Annotated in this window: 20 protein-coding genes and 2 tRNA genes; 14 read left to right on the top strand and 8 right to left on the bottom strand. The window is 67.5% G+C overall.

Annotated features, from left to right (window positions below):
- The first annotated feature begins 157 nt into the window (after positions 1 to 157).
- Genes ABIB15_RS13985 through ABIB15_RS13975 form a run of 3 tightly spaced genes read left to right on the top strand, consistent with a single transcriptional unit; the run spans position 158 to position 2,820 of the window.
- Complete coding sequence (locus tag ABIB15_RS13985; protein WP_354479873.1) at positions 158 to 796, top strand: hypothetical protein; 639 nt, start codon at positions 158 to 160, stop codon at positions 794 to 796.
- 3 nt (positions 797 to 799) lie between these two features.
- Positions 800 to 2,101 (top strand): sensor histidine kinase, encoded by a 1,302-nt coding sequence (locus ABIB15_RS13980; protein WP_354479870.1) that lies wholly within the window; start codon positions 800 to 802, stop codon positions 2,099 to 2,101.
- A complete protein-coding gene (locus tag ABIB15_RS13975) occupies positions 2,098 to 2,820 on the top strand; it encodes a response regulator (protein ID WP_354479867.1) in 723 nt (240 codons plus the stop codon). Before ABIB15_RS13980 ends, ABIB15_RS13975 begins: the two co-directional genes overlap by 4 nt.
- Position 2,821: 1 nt before the next feature.
- Here ABIB15_RS13975 and ABIB15_RS13970 read toward each other — a convergent pair whose 3' ends face one another.
- On the bottom strand, positions 2,822 to 3,373 hold the full coding sequence (locus tag ABIB15_RS13970; protein ID WP_354479864.1) for a CGNR zinc finger domain-containing protein: 552 nt from the start codon (positions 3,371 to 3,373) through the stop codon (positions 2,822 to 2,824).
- A 72-nt stretch (positions 3,374 to 3,445) separates the two neighbouring features.
- Here ABIB15_RS13970 and ABIB15_RS13965 point away from each other — a divergent pair, with 72 nt between their 5' ends.
- On the top strand, positions 3,446 to 4,432 hold the full coding sequence (locus ABIB15_RS13965) for an EamA family transporter (RefSeq protein ID WP_354479861.1): 987 nt from the start codon (positions 3,446 to 3,448) through the stop codon (positions 4,430 to 4,432).
- Entirely contained in the window at positions 4,429 to 4,749 is a 321-nt protein-coding gene (locus ABIB15_RS13960) for a hypothetical protein (RefSeq protein ID WP_354479859.1), read from the top strand. Before ABIB15_RS13965 ends, ABIB15_RS13960 begins: the two co-directional genes overlap by 4 nt.
- Positions 4,750 to 4,762: 13 nt before the next feature.
- Here ABIB15_RS13960 and ABIB15_RS13955 read toward each other — a convergent pair.
- A tRNA-Gly gene (locus ABIB15_RS13955) sits at positions 4,763 to 4,836 on the bottom strand.
- A gap of 162 nt (positions 4,837 to 4,998) precedes the next feature.
- Between ABIB15_RS13955 and ABIB15_RS13950 the strand changes: the two genes are divergently transcribed.
- From ABIB15_RS13950 to ABIB15_RS13930, 5 genes are all read left to right on the top strand, one after another.
- Positions 4,999 to 5,072 (top strand) — tRNA-Pro (locus ABIB15_RS13950).
- A 45-nt stretch (positions 5,073 to 5,117) separates the two neighbouring features.
- A complete protein-coding gene (gene tig / locus ABIB15_RS13945) occupies positions 5,118 to 6,491 on the top strand; it encodes a trigger factor (protein ID WP_354479856.1) in 1,374 nt (457 codons plus the stop codon).
- Between the two features lie 851 nt (positions 6,492 to 7,342).
- Positions 7,343 to 8,554, top strand: coding sequence for a trans-sulfuration enzyme family protein (locus tag ABIB15_RS13940; RefSeq protein ID WP_354479854.1), 1,212 nt, complete (start codon positions 7,343 to 7,345; stop codon positions 8,552 to 8,554).
- Positions 8,555 to 8,647: 93 nt separating this feature from the next.
- The gene (locus ABIB15_RS13935; RefSeq protein ID WP_354479851.1) at positions 8,648 to 9,307 is read left to right on the top strand and encodes an ATP-dependent Clp protease proteolytic subunit; all 660 of its coding nucleotides are present in this window, start codon (positions 8,648 to 8,650) and stop codon (positions 9,305 to 9,307) included.
- Positions 9,308 to 9,317: 10 nt separating this feature from the next.
- A complete protein-coding gene (locus ABIB15_RS13930) occupies positions 9,318 to 9,986 on the top strand; it encodes an ATP-dependent Clp protease proteolytic subunit (protein WP_354479848.1) in 669 nt (222 codons plus the stop codon).
- A 65-nt stretch (positions 9,987 to 10,051) separates the two neighbouring features.
- On the opposite strand, the gene ABIB15_RS13925 is transcribed toward ABIB15_RS13930, so the two are convergent.
- Positions 10,052 to 10,726 (bottom strand): copper resistance CopC family protein, encoded by a 675-nt coding sequence (locus ABIB15_RS13925; protein WP_354479847.1) that lies wholly within the window; start codon positions 10,724 to 10,726, stop codon positions 10,052 to 10,054.
- A gap of 180 nt (positions 10,727 to 10,906) precedes the next feature.
- Here ABIB15_RS13925 and clpX point away from each other — a divergent pair, with 180 nt between their 5' ends.
- The 4 genes from clpX (at position 10,907) to ABIB15_RS13905 (ending at position 14,924) form a co-directional block, all read left to right on the top strand.
- Complete coding sequence (gene clpX, locus ABIB15_RS13920) at positions 10,907 to 12,181, top strand: ATP-dependent Clp protease ATP-binding subunit ClpX (RefSeq protein WP_354479844.1); 1,275 nt, start codon at positions 10,907 to 10,909, stop codon at positions 12,179 to 12,181.
- A 25-nt stretch (positions 12,182 to 12,206) separates the two neighbouring features.
- Positions 12,207 to 13,382, top strand: a complete 1,176-nt coding sequence (locus tag ABIB15_RS13915; RefSeq protein ID WP_354479890.1) for a benzoate/H(+) symporter BenE family transporter — start codon at positions 12,207 to 12,209, stop codon at positions 13,380 to 13,382.
- Between the two features lie 92 nt (positions 13,383 to 13,474).
- Positions 13,475 to 14,488 carry an LLM class flavin-dependent oxidoreductase gene (locus ABIB15_RS13910; RefSeq protein ID WP_354479841.1) on the top strand — a complete coding sequence of 338 codons (1,014 nt, stop codon included), beginning with the start codon at positions 13,475 to 13,477 and terminating at the stop codon, positions 14,486 to 14,488.
- A gap of 49 nt (positions 14,489 to 14,537) precedes the next feature.
- A complete protein-coding gene (locus ABIB15_RS13905) occupies positions 14,538 to 14,924 on the top strand; it encodes a hypothetical protein (RefSeq protein WP_354479838.1) in 387 nt (128 codons plus the stop codon).
- Here ABIB15_RS13905 and ABIB15_RS13900 read toward each other — a convergent pair.
- The 5 genes from ABIB15_RS13900 to valS all read right to left on the bottom strand — a co-directional run bounded on the left by ABIB15_RS13900 (position 14,921) and on the right by valS (position 21,888).
- On the bottom strand, positions 14,921 to 16,966 hold the full coding sequence (locus tag ABIB15_RS13900) for a M3 family metallopeptidase (RefSeq protein ID WP_354479835.1): 2,046 nt from the start codon (positions 16,964 to 16,966) through the stop codon (positions 14,921 to 14,923). The genes ABIB15_RS13905 and ABIB15_RS13900 overlap by 4 nt on opposite strands.
- A 26-nt stretch (positions 16,967 to 16,992) precedes the next feature.
- Positions 16,993 to 18,249: a glycosyltransferase gene (locus tag ABIB15_RS13895; RefSeq protein WP_354479832.1), complete on the bottom strand. Its 1,257-nt coding sequence runs from the start codon at positions 18,247 to 18,249 to the stop codon at positions 16,993 to 16,995.
- Positions 18,250 to 18,376: 127 nt separating this feature from the next.
- Positions 18,377 to 18,625, bottom strand: coding sequence for a hypothetical protein (locus ABIB15_RS13890; RefSeq protein ID WP_354479829.1), 249 nt, complete (start codon positions 18,623 to 18,625; stop codon positions 18,377 to 18,379).
- A gap of 21 nt (positions 18,626 to 18,646) precedes the next feature.
- Positions 18,647 to 19,285, bottom strand: coding sequence for a hypothetical protein (locus ABIB15_RS13885; protein WP_354479826.1), 639 nt, complete (start codon positions 19,283 to 19,285; stop codon positions 18,647 to 18,649).
- Positions 19,285 to 21,888: a valine--tRNA ligase gene (gene valS, locus ABIB15_RS13880; protein ID WP_354479823.1), complete on the bottom strand. Its 2,604-nt coding sequence runs from the start codon at positions 21,886 to 21,888 to the stop codon at positions 19,285 to 19,287. Before valS ends, ABIB15_RS13885 begins: the two co-directional genes overlap by 1 nt.
- Positions 21,889 to 22,209: the final 321 nt, after the last annotated feature.

Here is a 22,209-nt window from a genome sequence, read left to right as displayed (position 1 = left end):
GACGAACGAGCGGGATTGGGTGTTCCGAGTGGAGTTCATGCCCACCAGTCAAGTGACGCGCCACCGTTCCGTCCTCGCCCAAAGTGCCCGTTCCGAGCTGACGAGTTTCAGTCGAATGGATGACGACGCGCGCGGCGCTGATGGATAACTTCGAGTCATGCAAAAAACTCTCACACCGATCGCCGTTCTCTTTGCGCTGTCCCTCACCTCCTGTGCGGCGACCACCGCGGCAGGCCCGGCTCCCGTCGATCCCGCTCCCGTGAGCGAGACGGCGTATGCCGACGTCGACACGATCGCGGTCGCGGCGGACGCCTTCGTGCTCATTGCCGACGGCGATGAGGTCGCCAGGCTCGCCGCCACCGATGTCGAGGCGACCATCACCGGACTCAGTGCCGTGCTCGGTGATCCCACGACGACCAATCTTGCCGCTGCCGAATGTTCCGGCGCGGCCACCGAGCACGCCTGGGGGGATGTGCTACGAATAATCGACCGCGACGTAGACGCCATCGGCGATTACGACGCTCGCGTCTTCGGTGGGGAGCTTCCCAGCGGCACGACAGGTGACCCCGTGTCGATTGAGGGGCCGAATGGGGAGAAGGTCGGAGACGACATCACGGGGTTCATTGCCACGCTCGACGAGGGACTGGTCGAGGGGTTCACCGCGGAGGCACAGATCATCCTCGACCGCGCCTGGCCCGACATTGTCTTCCCCGTCGGGGTCGGCGCGTACACGCAGAATGGGATCATTCAGAACATCGGCATGCCGTGGGCTGTGAACTCCGGAATCGACTGTTAGGGCGTGTCAGTGCTCGTACCCCAGATCCTCCGTCCGTCCCGGGTCGGGGGTGGTCTCGCCCCCAGCGTTCGCTGGGCGGCGTTCATCGCGGCGCCGTCCCTGAAGCGAGACCTCTGCTACGCCGTTGTCTTCCTGGCGATCTGGCTCGGCACGATCCTCCTCGCCCGCGGCCTCGGCTGGTACCCGGTCGAGCTCGATGGCTACATCAGCATCGGTCTGATCGGCGCCGCCGCCTTCGCCCTTTCCCGCATCCGTCCCGTCATCGGAATCGTCGTTGTCGGTCTGCTCACGACCAACCCGGCCTGGTCGTTCGACGTGCCGGAGATGCGGGCGATCCCATTTGTGATCGCCGCCTACCTCTCCACGAGCGCGGGCCTCCGTCTGGCGGTTGCCGCTCCGCTGATACTCGTGTTCACTGTCGCGGCCCTGCTCCCCTTCCTCCCTAACTCAGACCTCGATCCGGGTTACTACATCGAGTCAATCGTCAGGCTCGACCCGTCAAGTCGAATCCTCTCCGGCGTTCCCGTCGTCGCGGCGCTGCTCCTGGGACGGTCTGCCAAGGTGCAGCGCGTGATCGTGGAGGCCCTCCGTCAACGAAACGACGAGCTCCTGCGCCTGCGAGAGGCGGACCGGGCGCGGATCGCGACCGAGGAGCGCACCGCCATCGCTCGCGAGATCCACGACGTCGTCGCCCACCACGTGAGCGCGATCGTGGTTCGCGCCCAGGCCGCCGTGCGCATATCGACCCTCAGGCCCGGGGAGCTCGCGGCCGCGAACGAGCTCAGGGACACGGTGGCGTGGATTGCGACGAGCGGACAGCATGCGCTCATCGCCATGCGAAAGGTAGTCAAAGTACTGCGAACGGATGGCCGCCCCTCAGCCCTCACCCCGATGGCCTTTCCGGCGTCACTCAACGAGGTGGTCGCGCATGTTCGCGAGACGGGCCTGGCGATCGAGACCAGCCTCGCGGTCGACACCCCGCTCACCACGATGCAGGAGTTCGCCGTCCTCCGCATCTCCCAGGAGGCGTTGTCCAACGTGCTGCTGCATTCCACGGCGACCCGCGTGCGCGTCGGAGTGCGCACCGTCGACGATCGACTCGAGCTTCGCATCGAGGACGACGGTGCGCCGGCCGAGCGGCTGCTGCCTGTCGGCGAGTCCGCGCGAGTTGACGGCGGCGAGGGCGTGCGCGGGATGCGGGAGCGGGCGGAGGCGCTCGGCGGAACCCTCGTCGCGGGTAAGGGCGCCGGCCGCGGGTGGGTTGTCGAGGCGGTCCTTCCGCTCGGCGCAGGAGGCGCGGAATGAGCGACGACGACGCCCCGATCCGGGTGCTGGTCGTCGACGATCAGTCCGTGATTCGGGCCGGGCTGCGTATGATGCTCGACGCCGAAGCGGACATAGTCGTGGTCGACGATGCACGCGACGGCATTGAAGCCATCGCGAAAGCGCAACTTCACCGCCCTGACGTGATCCTCATGGACGTTCGGATGCCGGAGCTCGACGGCATCGAGGCCACCAGGCGCATCATCGAGAACGGCACAGCGGGTGCCGTGGTGATTATCACGACCTTCGACGACGAGGAGTACCTCCTCGCGAGCGTTCGCGCCGGCGCGTTCGGGTTCCTTCTCAAGGATGCCGGGGCCGACCTCCTCGCGGCGGCCGTGCGCACTGCTCGCCGTGGTGACACTCTCATCGACCCGGCCATGACCCGGTCGCTGCTCGAACACCGTCTGGCTGGCAAGCTCGAGGGTGCGAGGCAGGAGGCTCCCGAGCCTTCAGAGTCCCGCGAGCAGCGCGCCCTCCTGGAGAGCCTGAGCCAACGTGAGCGTCAGATGCTTGATGCGGTGGCGCGTGGCCTGAGCAATGCGGCGATCGCGAAGGAGATCTTCCTGAGCGAGGCGACGGTGAAGACCCATATCAGCAATGTTCTCCTGAAGACTCAGACCAGCAGCCGGGTGCAGGCCGCCGTGTTCGCCTACGAGAGCGGGTTCGTGCGTCCCGGCTGGCTCCGCTCCATCTCGTGAGCTACTCGCCGCTCTGCCGCCTGCGGTGCGCGACCATGTTCATCCGGTTGCCGCAGCGCACGCTGCAGTAGCGCCTCGACCCGTTGCGGGAGAGGTCGGCGAACAGGCCCTCGCAGTCATCCGCCTCGCACAGGCGCAGCCGGCCCGTCGCGGTCGCGCGGATGACGTCGACGAGGGCGATCGCGGCTTCGGCCAAGATGCGGTCGGCGAGTGGGGCGTCGGCCCCCGTTGCGTGCAGGTGCCAGTCGAATCCATCGTGGCGAGCCAACTGGGGGAGGGTTTGCGTGTCGCGGAGCAGTGCGTTCACCTCGCCCGCCATCGCGTCGCGGTCGAGCACCCAAATGCGCCGCAGTTCCGCCCGGGCGGCACGCACCTCGGCGAGTTCGGCGGCGTCGCGATCGAAGCGACCGGTGAAGCCGTGCTCACCCACGAGGGCAAAGAGTTGCTCGGTCGTGGCCAGTTCATCGGCGCCGCTTCTCGACGCGGAGGCGACGGTGTTGGCGAGGGCCACGTTGAACGCGAGGAGCACCTCGGTGTCAGGGGCAAAATGCAATTTGACTCCTTATTCGCTCCAACTCTAATGTCAGTGTCAACAGTAGATATAGACCATGACGGAGGGATGCGCGTGAACCGTCAGCCCTTGTCGTCCGGACTCCTTTTCGCGCTCGTCGCCGCGGCATCCTTCGGGGTGTCGGGCGCCCTCATCAAGCCCCTCCTCGAGGGCGGCTGGAGCCCCGCCGCCGCGGTCACGGTTCGCGCCCTCATCGGCGGTCTGATCCTCGCGCCGTTCGCCGTCCTCACACTGCGCGGACGCTGGGCATCCGTCTGGCGGGGCCGCTGGCGCATCCTGGGGATGGCCACCGTCGGGGTCGCGGGCACCCAGCTGTTCTACTTCGCCGCGGTGCAGCGGATCCCCGTCGGCACCGCCATCCTGATCGAGTACATGGCCCCGCTGCTGCTCGTCGCTCTCGCGTGGGCGATGACGCGGCGACGGCCGGCGATCGTCGTTCTCGTCGGGTCGGTCGCGGCATTCGCGGGGCTGCTGCTGATCGTCTCCCCATCCGGATCCGGCGCCCTCGACCCGCTCGGGATCGCCGCGGCCGTCACAGCGATGGTCTGCTGTGCCGGCTACTTCGTGATCGCCGCGAGGCCGAGCGCGGGGCTGCCGCCGGTCGCCCTGGCCTCCGCGGGCCTGCTGATCGCACCCATGCTGCTGGCTGTCGCCGGACTGCTCGGGATGGTGCCGTTCACCGCCTCCGTCGACGAGGTGGCGCTGCTCGGCCGCGCCACCCCGTGGTGGGTGCCGATGCTCGTTGTCGGCGTCGTCTCCACGGCCGTGGCCTACGCGACGAGCATTACGGCGGGCGGGATGCTGGGATCCAGGCTCGCGTCGTTCGTCGGCCTGCTCGAGGTCGCGGCGGCGGGACTCTGGGCGTGGATGCTGCTCGGCGAGAACCTCACGGTGCTGCAGCTGCTCGGGGGTGGGCTGATTCTCGTGGGGATCGGCTTCGTGCACTCGGACCGCTCCGGCTCGCTCCCTCCAGTTGGTGAGAAAGCCCCGGCCTTTGGACCCTCCCGCTCGCGAACTGCCGGGCGTACCCTGTCGCCATGAATGAGACCACCGAACGCTCGCGCAAACGCTCACAGTCGCACGAACCGGGTGAGGCCGGACGCTACCTGCGATTTATCGACTGGCTCAACCGGTCACTCGAGGGTCCGTTGGGACCGCCGCCAAGCGGACCGTTCGAGGAGGTCGTGCAACAGGTTGCAGCAGCGACCTGCCCGGTGTGCCGCCATCCGATGTCGGAGCACCGCATCGACCACACCGTGCCGAACGCTGTGCTGCACTGCCCGGTCGGGCACGAGCGGCCCACCGAGCACCAGGACCCGCTGAACGAACTCGGAATGCCCAAGCGCCAGCACCTCTGACCTAAGCATGTGATGGAGGGGATGACGAGAATCGAACTCGCATCATCAGTTTGGAAGACTGAGGCTTTACCACTAAGCTACATCCCCGCACGACCGGCCCGACTGGCTCGGGCCGAATTGCACTCTGCAACTCTAATGCATGTCACGGGGCGCCCATGGCGCCCTGCCAGTCGGCGCTCGGCTAGACTTGCCACGGCCAAAATTTCGGATGCCTCATGATCCGATCCCCTCTGGCCGCACGATCATGTCCGGGGCGTAGCTCAGCTTGGTAGAGCGCCCGCTTTGGGAGCGGGAGGCCGCAGGTTCGAATCCTGTCGCCCCGACAAGAATCCCCCACACCCAGTACGTCGAATACAGGAGAGCCACACGTGAAGACCACGGTCGAAAAGCTGAGCCCCACGCGGGTGAAGCTCACCATCGCAGTTACCCCGGACGAGCTGAAGCCCAGCGTCGACCACGCCTACGCGCACCTCGCGGAGTCGATCAACATTCCCGGGTTCCGTAAGGGCAAGGTGCCGCCGCCCATCATCGACCAGCGGGTCGGTCGCGGCGAAGTGCTGAACCACGCGGTCAGCGACGGCCTCGACAAGTTCTACCGCCTTGCCGTCACCGAGGAGAAGATCCGTCCGCTCGGCCGCCCCGAGGCCGACGTTACGGGCCTGCCGGAGCTCAAGGACTTCTCTGGCGACCTCGTGATCGTCGTCGAGGTCGACGTTCGCCCCGAGTTCACCCTCCCGTCGATCGACGGCCTCGAGCTCACGGTCGACACCGCGACCGTCGAGCCCGACGAGGTCGAGACCGAGCTGCAGAACCTGCTCGCCCGCTTCGGCACCCTCGTCACGGTCGAGCGCCCGGCCAAGACCGGCGACTTCGCCCAGATCGACCTCGTCGCGTCCATCGACGGCACCGAGGTCGACACCGCCAACGCCATCTCCTACGAGGTCGGCTCAGGCGACCTCATCGACGGCATCGACGAGGCGCTCGACGCCCTCAGTGCCGGCGAGACCACGACCTTCGAGTCCAAGCTGCTCGGTGGCGACAACGAGGGTCAGACCGCGCAGATCACGGTCAACCTCCTCGCGGTCAAGGAGCGCGAACTTCCCGCGGCCGACGACGACTTCGCCCAGATCGCCAGCCAGTTCGACACGATCGACGAGCTGAAGGCAGACATCGAGCAGCAGGTCATCAAGTCGAAGGTCTTCGGCCAGGGTGCGCAGGCGCGCGACCAGGTCGTCGACAAGCTGCTCGAATCCGTCGAGATCCCCGTTCCGGAGAAGCTCGTCGAGGACGAGGTGCACCGCCACCTCGAGAACGAGAACCGCCTCGAAGACGCCGAGCACCGTGCCGAGGTTGCCACCTCGAGCGAGAAGACGTTCCGCACTCAGATCCTCCTCGACTCGATCGCCGAGCAGGAGAAGGTCAAGGTCAGCCAGAACGAGCTCACCCAGTACCTCGTGCAGGGCGCCGCCCAGTACAACATGGAGCCGGGCGAGTTCATCAAGGTGCTCGACCAGAACGGCCAGATCCCCGGGATGATCGGCGAGGTCGCGCGTGCCAAGGCGCTCGCGATCGTGCTCAGCCGCGCGAACGTCGTCGACGGAAACGGCGAGGCTGTGGACATCTCCTCGTTCACCGCCTCGGCTCTGAGCGACGACGGCGACGACAGCGCTGCGAGCGACTTCATCGACGCGGCATCCGGTGCGGATGACCACGACGACCACGAGGGTCACAACCACAGCTGATCGGCATCACCTGACGACGACGGCCCGGCACACAAGTGCCGGGCCTTCGCCGTTCCCGCGGTCCATGCGCTGCACTTGAATCCGGCGGGTTCGCGGCGTGTGCGCGCATAACTCCGGTGAAATTCGGATGCTGCAGAATGCGCCCCCCGGAGACGCTGGGCTTCATCAGTGCCTGCCGAAAATTCGCCTGACACGTGAACAGACGTGGGCCAGGCGCCCGAACCGACGCGCCACTTCGTGCCGACTGTGCCCAAACGCGCCGAAAGTGCCCGTTCGAACAGGCACACTCGACGCCAGCGGGCACACTCGACGCCGCCGACGCGCCACTTCGTGCCCACTGTGCCCAAACGCGCCGAAAGTGCCCATTCGAACGGGCACACTCGACGCCAGCGGGCACACTCGACGCCGTTGGACGGCGGATGCTGCGGCGAGCCCAGGCAGCCGGCTGCACTGCCCCTGCGTAGCCGCCAGCATTGCGCTCGCCTACCCCGGACACGTGAACAGAAGTGGGCCAGGCGCCCGAACCGCTGTGGTCCGGCGATGTCGCGCCCCTGGGCGGCGAGTTCCGCGCTGAGAGCACCCACCCGAACAGGCACACTCGACGCCAGCGGGCACACTCGACGCCGCCGACGCGCCACTTCGTGCCGACTGTGCCCAAACGCGCCGAAAGTGCCCGTTCGAACAGGCACACTCGACGCCAGCGGGCACACTCGACGCCGTTGGACGGCGGATGCTGCGGCGAGCCCAAGCAGCGCCCCTGGGGCGCGGAGCTGTGTGCACGGCAGGGGCCTCACCACAGCCACTCACTTCGCCTGCGCGGTCTGGCGGATGCCCTGCTCTAGCGTTGGGGGATGACGACGCCCCGCCCGGACAAGCACGATCCGCGGGGCCTGCGCCTCCTGACCCAGGCCGTGCACGCTGGCAACGCCATCGACCCGGGAACCGGGGCGGTGCGCACGCCCCTCGTGCTCGCGAACTCCTACGCGCTGCCGGACGACCCGTCCGAGATCAGCTGGTCCGGCACCGACATACCCCTCTACACGCGCAACAGCGGCGTCAACCAGCTCGCCCTGCAGGAGAAGCTCGCCGTGCTCGACAATGGCGAGGATGCCGTCGCCCTCGCAAGCGGGGTCGCCGCGCTGCACGCCGTGTTCTTCACCTTCCTGAAGTCCGGCGATCACGTCGTCGTGGCCGACGTCGTCTATGAGGCGACCCACCGCCTGTTCACCGAGCTGCTGCCGGAGAAGTACGGCATCGAGGCGACCCTCGTCGACACGAGCGATCTGGATGCAGTGCGCGCCGCCATCCGCCCGACAACCCGCCTCGTGCACGCCGAGACTCCCGCGAATCCCACGACGCGCATCGCCGACATCGAACAGCTCGCGCTCATCGCGCACGAGGCAGGGGCGCTGCTGAGCGTGGACTCGACCTTCGCCTCGCCGCTGCTGCTGCGACCGCTCGACCTCGGCGCCGACCTCGTCGTGCACTCGCTCACGAAGTACATCAACGGCCACGGCGACGCGATGGGCGGCGCCGTGATCGGCTCCCGCGAGCTCATCCGGCAGATCAAGAGCGACGCCATGGTGGATGTCGGGGGAGTGATCAGCCCGTTCAACGCCTGGCTCATCACTCGCGGATCGGTCACCCTGCCGCTGCGCATCCGTCAGCACTGCCTGAACGCGCAGGCGGTGGCCGACTTCCTCGACGGCGACGACCGGGTCGCCTTCGTCGCCTACCCTGGCCTCGCCTCGCATCCGCAGCACGAGCTTGCGCGCCGCACGATGCCTAGCGGCTTCGGCGGGATGCTCGCGTTCGCCGTGGCCGGGGACTCCGCCACCCAGGACCGGTTCGTCTCGAACCTGCGCGTGATCACCTCGGCCGTCTCCCTCGGCCACGACGAGTCGCTCATCGTGCACGTCGGCAGTTCCGCTCCCCGGGCCGCGCACTGGCCGGAGGAGTTCCGCACCAACGGGCACCTCCGGTTCTCGGTCGGGATCGAAGACCAGGACGATCTCGTCGCGGACCTTCGGGCCGCCCTTGACGCCACCTTCGCCCCCGAGTGACCCGTCGCTATCTGCCCACGGCGAACACGCCCGATTGCGTCGGTGCTTGCCGATAGATTCGAAACCAAGCGAAAACTGAAATGGAGCGCAACAATGGCCCAACCGGCATTGGTCAACAGCATTTTCGACCAACTCCTCAAGGACCGCATCATCTGGCTCGGGTCAGAGGTGCGCGACGACAACGCCAATGAGATCTGCGCGAAGATCCTGCTGCTTGCGGCTGAGGACTCCGAGCGAGACATCTTCCTCTACATCAACTCTCCCGGAGGCTCGATCACCGCGGGTATGGCGATCTACGACACGATGAAGTTCGTGCCGAACGATATCGTCACCGTCGGAATCGGACTCGCGGCGTCGATGGGCCAGTTCCTGCTCTCGTCTGGCACGAAGGGCAAGCGGTACATCACGCCCAACGCGCGAGTTCTGCTCCACCAGCCGTCGGGCGGATTCGGCGGCACCTCGGCCGACATCCAGACCCAGGCCAAGGTCATCCTCGACATGAAGCAGCGCATGGCGGAGCTCACCGCAGAGCAGGTCGGCAAGTCGGTGGAGCAGATTCTCATCGACAACGACCGTGACAACTGGTTCACGGCCCAGGAGGCGCTCGCCTACGGCTTTGTCGACCACCTGCGCGAATACGCCTCAGAGGTCATCGGCGGCGGCGGTACCGACGAAACCGTCACCGAAGCAGCGGTCTCGACCGATTCGGACAACGACCACATCACCCGCACCACTGACACCCCGAAGAACTAAGGCACACATCATGGACATCTCTTCCTACGGCGGAAGCGCCGGCCCGATGGCCGAATCCCGCTACATCCTCCCGACCTTCGAGGAGCGCACGGCCTACGGCTACAAGCGCCAAGACCCGTACGCGAAGCTCTTCGAAGACCGCATCGTGTTCCTCGGGGTGCAGGTGGACGACGCCTCGGCCGACGACGTCATGGCCCAGCTGCTCGTTCTCGAGAGCCAGGATCCCGACCGCGACATCGTGATGTACATCAACTCACCCGGTGGATCCTTCACCGCGATGACGGCCATCTACGACACGATGCAGTACATTCGTCCGCAGATCCAGACGGTGTGCCTCGGCCAGGCGGCCTCCGCCGCAGCCGTGCTGCTCGCCGCAGGAACTCCGGGCAAGCGGCTCGCGCTGCCGAACGCCCGCATTCTGATCCACCAGCCCTCCACGGGCGACGCGGGTCGCGGCCAGGCGTCCGACATCGAGATTCAGGCGCAGGAGATCCTCCGCATGCGCACCTGGCTCGAGGCGACGCTGTCGTTCCACTCGAACCGCAGCCCGGAGCAGGTCAACAAGGATATCGACCGGGACAAGATCCTCGGTGCGGATGCCGCGCTCGAGTACGGACTCATCGACCAGGTATTGACCTCGCGCAAGAACGTGCAGATCCCCGCGGCGCTGCTCAAGTAGCCCGTACACAGAAAGACCCGCAGGCATTGCCTGCGGGTCTTTTGTGTCTGCCTTGGCCGTGTGACTCAGGCGTTGCGACGCCGTCGCAGCGCGAGCAGGATCCCGCCGATCGCGGCTGCGGCAGCCGCAGCGATACCGACGATGAGCAGCGAGTTCGGCGCGGTCGAGGACGACTGCTCTGGGTCGGCGGATGCCGGTGTGGTGGCTTCGTCCGCGGGGGCGGTCTCCTGAGGCTGTCCCTCCGACTGCTCCTCCGCCGGTGCCGGCGCGACGCCGCACTCGGGCGGCGTCGCGGAGCCAACCGAGCCCTCGGCGCCGTCGGCGGGATCCCACTCGAAGCTGAACTGGCCGTCGATCGGGTGGCTGTCGATCGAGACAGCGCGCCAGGCGAGCGTGTACTCGCCGGCCGGTCCCAGTGCGGCGGCGGAGCTCATCGTCGGGCCGTCCACCGAGACGCACCCGTCGCCGTAGTAAAGCCCATCGTCGCCGACGACCTGGAGCAGGAACGCGCTCACGCTGTCGCCGGTATCGAGCATGTCCTCGTTCGTGGTGACCGAGAACTCCGGCGGGAGGGTGGAGAGGATCGAGCCGGCCTCGGGGGTGGAAGCGACGAGCGTGTTGTGGGCCATCGCCGGGCCGGCGACCGCGAAGACGGAGCCGAGTAGAACCGCGCAGCCGATCAGCACCGGCAGTGCCGATTCGGGTCGTCGAAAGCCAGGGCTTGGAGGGGGGTAAGTCATGTATCGAGGCTACGTGAGCAACCCGATCGGTCAGGCCACGAGCGAACCAGCACCGCGGCGCGCGCCGACTCAATCGTGCAACGTGCATTCCGGTGTCGGCGACACGGGTTAGGCTCGATGCGTAGCACTAGTGATGGCAACCCGCAATGGCGCGGGGCTGAATCAGGAGGAGACGGGGCAATGGCTCGAATTGGTGAGAGCGCGGATCTGCTCAAGTGTTCCTTCTGTGGAAAGAGCCAGAAACAGGTCCAGCAGCTCATTGCAGGACCAGGCGTGTACATCTGCGACGAGTGTGTCGAATTGTGCAACGAGATCATCGAAGAACGGCTGGCCGAGGCCGGCGAAGAGGTGTCGAGCGAGTTCGACCTGCCCAAGCCCAAGGAGATCTTCAACTTCCTTGAGGAGTACGTCATCGGGCAGGAGCCGGCCAAACGGGCCCTCTCGGTCGCCGTCTACAACCACTACAAGCGCATCCGCGCACGCAACACGCTCACCTCCGCCGACGCCGTGATCGACGACGTCGAGATCGCCAAGAGCAACATCCTGCTGATCGGCCCGACCGGCTGCGGCAAGACCTACCTCGCCCAGACCCTCGCGAAGCGGCTCAACGTTCCGTTCGCTGTCGCCGACGCGACCGCCCTCACCGAGGCCGGCTACGTCGGCGAAGACGTCGAGAATATTCTGCTCAAGCTCATCCAGGCCGCGGACTACGACGTCAAGCGTGCCGAGACCGGCATCATCTACATCGACGAGATCGACAAGATCGCCCGCAAGGCCGAGAACCCGTCGATCACCCGCGACGTCTCCGGTGAGGGTGTTCAGCAGGCGCTCCTCAAGATCCTCGAGGGCACCGTCGCATCCGTTCCGCCGCAGGGCGGCCGCAAGCATCCGCACCAGGAGTTCATCCAGGTCGACACGACCAACGTGCTGTTCATTGTCGCTGGCGCCTTCGCGGGCCTCGAGGAGATCATCTCCTCGCGCGCGGGCAAGAAGGGCATCGGCTTCGGCGCTCCGCTGCACAGCAAGGGCGACGATGTGAACCTGTTCGGGGAGGTGCTGCCGGAAGACCTGCACAAGTTCGGGCTGATCCCCGAGTTCATCGGCCGCCTCCCCGTCGTCACGACCGTCACCCAGCTCGATCAGGTCGCTCTCATGGCGATCCTCACCGAGCCGCGCAACGCGCTCGTGCGCCAGTACCAGCGAATGTTCGAGATCGATGGCGTCGAGCTCGAGTTCGAGCACGACGCGCTCGAGGCGATTGCCGACCTGGCGGTGCTGCGCAAGACCGGCGCCCGCGGGCTCCGCGCAATCATGGAGGAGGTGCTCGGGCCGATCATGTTCGAGGTGCCGTCCTCCTCCGACGTTGCGCGCGTGATCGTCACCAAGAGCGCCGTCGTTGAGAACGGCGCGCCGACGATTATCCTGCGCGAGGAACGCACCGAGAAGTCGGCTTAGCCGCACCAAATTCCCGGATCCGCCCATCATCCAGCCCATCTCCGCCGGTCTCATCGGCGCGATCACCGGATTCGCCAGCTCGTTCGCGATTGTGATCGCGGGCCTGCGCGCGGTCGGGGCAACCGAAGAGCAGGCAGCGTCAGGACTACTCATTCTCTGCCTGACGCAGGGCCTCATGGCGATTGTGCTGTCGTGGCGCTACCGGATGCCGCTGTCGTTCGCCTGGTCCACGCCGGGAGCCGCGCTGCTCGTGGCCGCAGAGGCGACGACCGGGGACTTCTCGGCCGCGGTCGGCGCGTTCATCGTCTGCGGGGCACTCATCGCCGTGACGGGCGCCTGGCCTGCGCTCGGGCGTGGCATCACCCGTATTCCTCGGCCGATCGCCAGCGCGATGCTCGCCGGAATCCTGTTCCCCATCTGCATTGCCCCGGTGACGGCCTCGGTCGCCGAGCCGCTGCTCGCCCTGCCGATCGTGATCGTCTGGCTCGTTCTCTCCCGCGTCGCTCCGCGCTGGGCGGTGCCGGCCGCAATGGTCGTAACCGCGATCGTGGTGGCCTTGTCGGCTGGCACCGGATGGCTCGGCGCCGGGGTCGTCGCGCCGCAGCTGAGCTTCGTGCCGCCGAGCTTCGACGTGCTCGTGATCGCGAGCCTCGGGTTGCCGCTATTCGTCGTGACGATGGCCGGGCAGAACGTGCCCGGCTTCGCCGTGCTCTCAACCCTCGGGTTCCCGCCGCCGCGTCCCGCACCAATCCTTATCGGCTCCGGGGTCGTTTCGATGGGTGGAGCCCTGTTCGGCGGGCACGTCATCAACCTCGCCGCGCTCACCGCGGCCATCATGGCCGGGCCCGACTCGCACCCCGAACACGGGAGGAGGTGGATTGCCGCCGTCGCCGGGGGCGCGTTCTACCTCGTCCTGGGCCTCGGCGCCGGTCTCGCCACCGCCCTCGTCGCCGCGTCGCCGCCCATCCTCATCACGGCCGTCGCGGGTCTCGCCCTCATCGGCGCCTTCATCTCGTCGGTCACCGCAGCACTCGAGACGCCGGAGCATCGGCCGGTCGCGGCGATCACCTTCCTCGTGGTCGCCTCGGGAATCGTCATCGGGGGCATTGGATCGGCCTTCTGGGGACTCGTCGTCGGCGGGCTCGCGATGCTCTGGCTGGGCACCCGGCGCCGCCCCAAGCCGGTGTCCACCACACCATAGGAGTTCACGGACGAGTGCCCCGCGCATCGACATTGCCCGACGGCATCGCTTATCGAGGAATGCCGGGGCCTCCTCGCCGGTTCCCGATGAGGATGACTTCTTTCAGCGAGATCCCGCTCTCCGTTCTCGACCTCGCCACGGTACGCGCCGGAATGACCAACGCCGAGGCCCTTGCCCAGACGATCACGACGGCGAAGGCGGCCGATGAGCTGGGCTACCGCCGTTTCTGGGTCGCCGAGCACCACGGCATGGCCGCTGTCGCGAGCAGCGCGCCCGCGGTGCTCATTGGGGCGATCGCGGCGGCGACGACGCGCATCCGGGTGGGATCTGGCGGCGTGATGCTGCCCAACCATTCCTCGCTGGTGATTGCCGAACAGTTCGGCACACTCGTCGCCCTGCACGGCGACCGCATCGACCTTGGGCTCGGGCGGGCCCCCGGCACGGACGGGCTCACCGCGAGGATGCTGCGCCGCAACGTCGCGAACGAGACGGCCGACGATTTTCCGCAGCAGGTCGTGGAACTTCTCGCACTTTTCGGCACCATCCCGCCGTTGGAGAATGGCGTCGGTGCGACTGTCGTTGCGGTGCCGGGCGCCGGCGACGCGCCTCTCATGTGGCTGCTCGGCTCGAGCGGCTTCAGCGCGCAACTCGCCGGCATCATGGGCCTTCCGTTCGTGTTCGCCCACCACTTTGCCGGCACCGCCGAGACGCCCCGCGCCTTCGAGCTGTACCGGGAGCGGTTCACCCCCTCGGCGGTGCTTGAGCAGCCCCTCGCTATGGTCTCGGTTGCGACCGTGGTCGCCGACGACGCGGCCAATGCCGCCCGGCTCGCGCTGCCCAACAACCTCTGGGCGGTGCGCCTGCGACAGGGCGGCCGACCCGGCGCCGTGCCCACGCTCGCCGAGGCGGAGGCGCATCCGTGGACCGAGGGCGAGCGTGCGTTCGCCGCGGACCGCAACGCCCAGCAGGCGGTCGGCTCCCGCGACCACGTGCGGTCGCGGGTGAGCGCCCTCGTCGAGGCGACGGGCGCGAACGAGGCCATCGTCGTGCCGCAGGGCCCCGACCTCGAATCTCGGCTGCGCACCCTGACGGAGCTCGCGGCGTGAGCCGCTGCTGATTCGCCGCCGACGCGTCGAACGCCTATCGTTGACCGACATGATTTCGCGACGAGAAGCTGCCCTGCGCCTGGATATTCCCATCGAGATGGCGCAGCGTCACGGCCTCGGCACGTGGGTGTCCGAGGAGGAACTCACCGCAATCGAGAGCGACCCGCCGGCGTGGCTCGCGCAATCGCGCGCGAACCGCACGGGCAAGAAACCCGTCTGGGTTCGCCTCGAGTGCAACGTGTGCGGATTCGGTGAAGCGGTGAGGCCGAAGAAGTGGTGGCCGCAGTTCACCTTCATCAGCTGCGAGCACCACTCCATTCATGACCTGCCGGACCCCGTCGACGGGCACGTCCGCCGCGAGTTCGACGGGATCGGCAGCCGGTTCGTCGGCATTCTCGACGAGGGACCCGAGGCTCCCGACCAGCGAGCGTCCTAATTCAGGCCGCGTCGCTTCAGTAGCGGCTCGATCACGGCATCCCGGCCACGAAAGTCCCGGTAGGCCTCGAGAGGATCCTTCGAGCCGCCGACACCGAGCAGGCGGTCGCGGAACCTGTCGCCGTTCTCACGGGTTAGTCCGCCGTTCTCGGTGAACCAGTCCACGGCGTCGGCATCGAGCACCTCGCTCCAGATGTAGGAGTAGTACGCCGCCGCATACCCGCCGGAGAAGGTGTGCGCGAAATAGGTGGTCGAGTAGCGCGTCGGCACGGCCGGGTTGTCGAGTCCGGCATTGGCGAGGGCGTCCCGCTCAAAGGCGGCGACGTCGGTGATGGCCTGGTCGGGGCCGATGGCGTGCCAAGCCTGGTCGAGCAGGGCGGCGGCGAGATACTCGGAGGTTGCGAAACCCTCGTTGAAGGCCGCTGACGCGTGCAGCTTCTCGACCAGTTGCTGCGGCATCCGCTCGCCGGTCTCGTAGTGCACCGCGAAGTTCTCGAGTACCTCGGGCCACAGCATCCACATCTCGTTGACCTGGCTGGGAAACTCGACGAAGTCCCGGTACACGTTCGTGCCGGCGAACATCGGGTACGTCACCCGCGCGAAGAGGCCGTGCAGCGCGTGACCGAACTCGTGGAAGAACGTGTTCACGAGGTCGTAGGTCAGCAGCGTCGGGGTGCCGGCGGCGGGTTTGGGCACATTGAGATTGTTGACGACCACGGTCGGATGACCGAGCAGGCGCGACTGTGAGATGAGCGAGTTCATCCAGGCTCCACCCCGCTTCGAGTCGCGCGTGTACAGGTCGAGCAGGTAGAGCCCGATCTCCGAGCCGTCCTCGCCGCGCACCTCGAACACGCGCACCTCCGGGTGGTAGCCGACGAGGTCGGCGCGCTCGGTGAAGGTCACCCCGTAGAGCTTCTCGGCCGCGAAGAAGATGCCGTCGCGCAGCACCCGCTCAGTCTCGAAGTACGGGCGCATCGACCCGGTGTCGACGTCGTACTTCGCCGCGCGCACCTTCTCGCTGTAGAAGGCCCAGTCCCACGCCTCGATCTCGTGCCCGGCGAGAGCCGCCAGCTCCGCCTGCTCGGCCCTGGCATTCCTGGCTGCCGGCGGCGCGAGCCGGCCGAGCATCTCGAACACTCGCGCGGGAGTCTGTGCGGTCGAGTCGGCGGTGACGTAGGCGGCGTGCGAATCGAAGCCGAGCAGCGCGGCGCGCTTCGCCCGGATGCGGGTGATCTCGAGCACGAGGGCGCGGGTGTCGTGGTCGCCCCCTCGGATGCCGCGGGACCGCGACGCCTCCATGATGCGCTGGCGCACATCGCGGCGGGTGAGCTGGGAGAGGTATGGATGCCCGGTCGGCAGCACGAGGGTGATGAGGTACTTGCCATCGAGCCCGCGCTCGGCCGCTGCGGTGGCGGCCGCCGAGATGTCGTCTCTCGCGAGGCCGTCGAGCTCGGCGACGTCATCGATGACGACGGCAAGGTCGTTGGTGTCGGCGAGCAGGTTCTTCTCGAACCTCGTGGTGAGCGTCGATAGCTCGCGGTTGTAGTCACGCAGGGCGTGCTTCTCGGTCTCCCCGAGACCGGCGCCGGCGAGGGTCAGCTCGGCGAAATAGCGCTCGACGAGGTACCGGGTCTCTGGGGCGAGGGGCGTGGCGCCCGTGTCGAGGCCGGTGTGGATGGCGGCGCGGATGGCCGCGACGCGTGCGTAGAGAGCCGGATCGAGGCGGATCGCGTCGGAGTGCGCCGCCATCCGCGGGGCGATCTCCTCTTCAAGCTCGGAGACGAAGTCGTCGTTGTCGGCGGAGCTCTTGTTGTAGAAGACGTTCGCGACCCGCTCGAGCAGCTGTCCGCTTCGCTCGAGCGGAAGCAGCGTGTTCTCGACCGTCGGGTCAGCCGGATCGGCGCTGATCGCGGCGACCTCGGCGAGCTGCTCGGCGAAACCGGCGTCGAAGGCCGGACGGAAATGCTCCGGCGCGATCTCGGCGAACGGCGGGAGGCCGTGGGGGAGGGCGCTCGGGGCGATGAACGGGTTGGGTTGCGGCATCCCTCCACCCTAGGCTCGCCGCTGGGTCAGTGCGTCGCTCCCGTCGATGCGCGCGCGATCACCCTCTCCTTCGCTCGACGGGCGGTCTTGCGGTAGGCCCGCTCGGTGTCGATCGCGACCTGCTCCCAACTGAACCATTTGGCGACCCGAAGCGAGCCCGCTTCTCCGAGCCTCGCCATCCGCGCGTCGTCGAAGAGCAGGCAGGCGAGCGCGGTCGCAATGGCCTCCGGGTCGTGTGGCGGCACGTGCACTCCCGTCACTCCGTCGATGACGGTGTCGATGAGGCCGCCGACCCCGCTGGCCACCACGGGGATGCCGCACGCCATTGCCTCGAGGGCGACGATCCCGGATGGCTCGTACCAGGGAGTGCAGATGACAGCGTCGGCCGATCGAAGGAGTGCGGGCATCGCGGCGTGCGCCATGGGGCCGCGCAGGTCGACGCGGTCCGCCACCGCGAGATCCTGAGCGAGCGTCCGTAGCTCGGCCGCGACGGTGTGGCAATCTCCACCGGGGTTGTTGATCGCGGCACCGACGATGACCAGTTCGCCGTCGACTCCGTCGCCGACGAGCTGGGCGAACGCGCGAATGACGAGGTCGAATCCGTTGCGGGGCACGAGCCGGCCCACCGTGACCAGGCGCACTGGCCGATGCTTCGCCTCGAAATCTCCGTGTGGGCCGAATCGTCGGAGATCCACTCCGCAGGGGACGACCGAGATTGCACCAGTGGGTATGCCGAGGGACTTGAGCTCGAACGCCTCGTCCGAGCACGTCGCGATGACACTGTCCGCGTTGCGGCCGACCCAGGGCTCGAGCCACTCACGTTCCGGCGGGCTCGTGTCGCCGGTGCCCTCGTTGCGCCTGGAGATGAGGCCGAGTCCGTGGAAGGACTGGGCGACAGGGATGTCCCGTGGCACGTCGGTGCGGCGGGCCGCGTCGAGGGCCGCGACTCCCGACATCCAGAACTGGCTGTGCACGATGTCGGGCTTGGTGCGCAGCCAGTCCTGGGCGAGCCCGTCGGCGAGGTGAGCCATGTGCGGCAGCGCGTCGTCCTCTGACAGGTGCTCGGTCGGTCCCGCCGCGAGACGCACGAGTTCAAACCGCGGGGAGATTTCGACGCGTTCGGATAGCCCGGGGGCGTCCAGCCTCGTGTAGACGGTGACATGATGCCCGCGTCGGGCAAGCGCGGTCCCGAGCGCCGCGAGGTGCACGCTCCGGCCGCACGCATTCATCCCGTCGAGCGCGGCGAGAGGACTCAGCGCAGCGGAGACCATGCTGATTCTCATCGAGTCGTCCCCTCGTCGCGCTGCCGGGTACCGTCTCTCCAGAGAACTGAAGAATTTGCTCAACCGGTAGGACTTGAGAAGCCGGCGATGTGCGAGTATGCCCGAGAGGGAATTTGCGCAGTAAGCCCTAGTCGTCGTCCTCCGGGTCGTCGCGATTCGCCACGAGGGCTACGTCGCTGACGTCGTCGTAGCGGATGACCGTGCCATCGTCGAGGTCGACGATGGGCCGCCCCTCGAGCCAGGTGAGTGTCCAGCGCCACTGGCTCGTGTCAGTGCCGGTCAGCTCCGACTCGATGTCGCGCACGGCTGAGACGACCGCGGCGGGGACGCGGCCGGGGACTTCTCCGCCGACGGGCCAGCGTGTTCCGAGTTGCATGGTGCTCCTTACGTGATGGGCCTAGTCTGCCGGGTCCGCCCGGATCTCCAGGATGGTTTCGAGCTCGACGCCATTGAACGCCTCTGTAGCGTCCGGAGTGGGGAATCCGCACTCGTCGACGGGGGCATAGACCGGAGTGATTCCGGCAGCTGTTTTCAGCCAGACAATGAACGGATCGGCTGCGAGCTGGATGCAGGCGCCCGAGGTGGCCGGCGCATTCGCCACCGAGTAGGCCGCGAGAAGCTCGGCCCCGCCCGCGCTGACGCGACTGGCCCGCTGCACGTCTGGCAGCGCGGCGGCGCCGCTATCGCCAGTGGTGCGGTCGCCACCGGCGCCGGCTTCGCCGTCGGTCGACAGGATGTCGCTCGCGGAGCACACATAGATGTCGAGCACCGCCGCAGTGTCGGCATCGAAGTGCTCGGCATCGACCGCAGGGCAGTATTCGAGCAACTCGCGTGCGCTCACTGGAACGAGCGGGCGGCGCAGCACGGGCTCAGCGGTGCTTGTCGGCGCTGTGCTCGGCGCTGTGCTTGGCGCTGTGCTGGCCGGCCCGGGGTCGGGCTCGCCGCCGGGCGATCCCGGGGTGGCGCATCCGGCGAGGGCGAGCGCCGACGTGAGGGCGACAACGATCCGCAGCCCCACGCCGGCACCCCAGCCCATCAGTCCGTCGCCTCCACGAGGGCCTCGGCGAGCACCACGTCGGTGACGGCGATCTCGGGACCCTCGACGAAGTGCAGCTCCGCGATGCGCCCGACGGCCTTGAGATCCTCGGCGGCGAGGCGCAGCAGTGCGAGCCGCTCGGTCGGCGCATGGACGATGGCCGAGAGCACCTCGGTCTTCTGCGAGGCCTTCGCATCGGTCTTCGCGCGGCGGATGCCGATGAGCGCGGTCCCGACGACGCCAAGCAGACCGGTCGGCGAGCGATCGAGCGTCGGGGTCGGCCACTGCGCAGCGTGCACCGAGCCCTCGTGGGTCCACGACCAGACCTCTTCGGTCGCGAACGGGATGAACGGCGCGAATAGCCGCAGGAACACGTCCACGGCGGTACGGAGGGTTGTGACGGCGGATGCCTGCTCCTCGGGCGTCGCGGCGCCGTACGCGCGCTCCTTCACGAGTTCGAGGTAGTCATCGCAGAAGGTCCAGAAGAGCTGCTCGGTGCTCTCGAGCGCCTTCGCGTGGTCGTAGCCGTCGAGCGCGATCGTCGCGGTCTCGACGACGCGGCCGAGCTCGGCAAGCAGGTCGAGGTCGAGGGGGTTCGTCACCGCGGTTTCGACAGGCTCAACCAGCGACGCCGCGGGGGTAGGGAAGGAGTAGACGAACTTCGCGGCGTTGAGCACCTTGATCGCGAGCCGACGTCCGATCTTGATCTGCTTCGGGTTCTGCGGGTCGAACGCAGCATCCGTTCCAAGCCGGCTTGAGGCAGCCCAGTAGCGCACGGCATCCGACCCGTGGGTCTCGAGCATCGCGGCCGGGGTCACCACGTTGCCCTTCGACTTCGACATCTTCTTGCGGTCGGGATCGACGATGAATCCCGAGATGCCGGCGTTCTTCCACGGCACAACGCCGTGTTCGAGCTCGGCGCGCAGCACGGTCGAGAACAGCCAGGTGCGGATGATGTCCTGCCCCTGGCTGCGCAGTGAATACGGGAAGACGAGGTCGAACAGCTCGGGGTCGCTCTCCCAACCGCCGGCGATCTGCGGGGTGAGCGACGAGGTCGCCCAGGTGTCCATAATGTCGATCTCGCCGGCGAATCCGCCGGGTTCGCCGCGCTGACGCTCGTCGTAGCCCGGTGCGGTGTCCGAGGACGGGTCGATGGGCAGCGACGACTCGGACGGCACAATCACGGCACCCTTGTTGCCGTCGGCGTCGAGTTCGTACCAGACGGGGATCGGCACGCCGAAGAAGCGCTGACGGGAGATGAGCCAGTCGCCGGTGAGGCCGCCGACCCAGTTCTCATAGCGGACGCGCATGTGCTCGGGGGTGAAGTTGATCTCCTTGCCGCGCGAGATCAGCTTGGTGCGGAGCTCCTGGTCGCGGGCGCCGTTGGAGATGTACCACTGCAGCGTCGAGATGATCTCGAGGGGCTTGTCGCCCTTCTCGAAGAACTTCACGGAGTGCGTGATCGGCTTCGGGTCGCCCACCAGATCGCCGCTCTCGCGGAGCAGTTCGACGACCCTCTTCTTGGCGCTGAACACGGTCTTTCCTGCGAGTTCCGAGAAGGCCGCGATCGCGGCATCCGACACGATGGCGTCGGGGGCGTCGGCGATGATGCGGCCGTCGGCGCCGATGATCGTGCGGTTGGGCAGGTCGAGTTCGCGCCACCAGACCACGTCGGTCACGTCGCCGAAGGTGCAGATCATGGCGATGCCCGATCCCTTGTCCTTCTGGGCGAGGTGGTGGGCGAGCACGGGCACCTCGACGCCGAACAGCGGCGTCGTCACGGTGGTGCCGAACAGGTGCTGGTATCGCTCGTCATCCGGATGTGCGACGAGGGCGACGCACGCTGGGAGCAGCTCGGGGCGCGTCGTCTCGATGAAGAGCGGCTCGCCGTCTGGCTTGGCGAAGCCGATGCGGTGGTAGGCCGCCGGCTGTTCTTTGTCTTCGAGCTCGGCCTGCGCGACGGCGGTGCGGAAGGTGATGTCCCACAGCGTCGGCGCCTCGGCCTGGTAGGCCTCCCCGCGGGCGAGGTTGCGCAGGAACGCACGCTGCGCCACGCGCTGGGCGGGATCGCCGATGGTGCGGTACGTCTGGGTCCAGTCGACCGAGAGGCCCAATGCGCGCCAGACGTCCTCGAACTGCTTTTCGTCCTCGACGGTCAGCCGCTCGCAGAGCTCGATGAAGTTGCGGCGCGATATGGGAAGTTGGTCGGCGGCCTTTGACGAGGCACCCTCGCCGCCCTCGAGGGGCGGCACGAAGCCAGCCGCGTAGCCGAGGGTCGGGTCGCAGCGCACGCCATAGTAGTTCTGCACGCGGCGCTCAGTCGGAAGGCCGTTGTCGTCCCAGCCCATGGGATAGAAGATGTGCTTGCCGCGCATGCGCTGGTAACGGGCAGCCAGGTCCATGTGGGTGTAACTGAACACGTGGCCGATGTGCAGGGAACCGGACGCCGTCGGTGGGGGAGTGTCGATGGAATAGACGCTTTCGCGGCCGGCGGCGACAGCGGCAGCGCGATCGAACCGGTAGGTGCCGGAGGACTCCCAGCTAGCCCCCCACTTGGTCTCGAGGCCTTCGAGGGCTGGCTTGTCGGGAATAGCTGCAGACACGTGGAACTCCGGTTCGATATGTGCGGCACCGAGTCAGTTATTCAATGGTGCCTGAGTGTGGGGGTGTGAGGCAATCGTACCGGAGGGGCGCCACGGCTCGGGTGGCGTCGGGTCGAGACCGGTTGTGCCCCCGTGGTTTCGACCCGCGCGCCAGGGCGCGCTGCGCAACCCACACGCCGCCTTAGAATGGTGGCGGTTCCTCGTCGTCGGCAGGCGTTCTCGTGTCGAGGGCGCGTGTGAGGTTGTCGTTGACTCCGGCCTGGATGATCGTGGCGGGTTCGGTGATGTACTTCCGCCCGGTGGGTGAGGTCCATTCCAGTG

The organism is Marisediminicola sp. UYEF4 (assembly GCF_040546025.1).
In the GTDB taxonomy this organism is placed as follows: Bacteria; Actinomycetota; Actinomycetes; order Actinomycetales; family Microbacteriaceae; genus Marisediminicola.
This window is presented reverse-complemented; position numbering and strand designations above follow the sequence as displayed.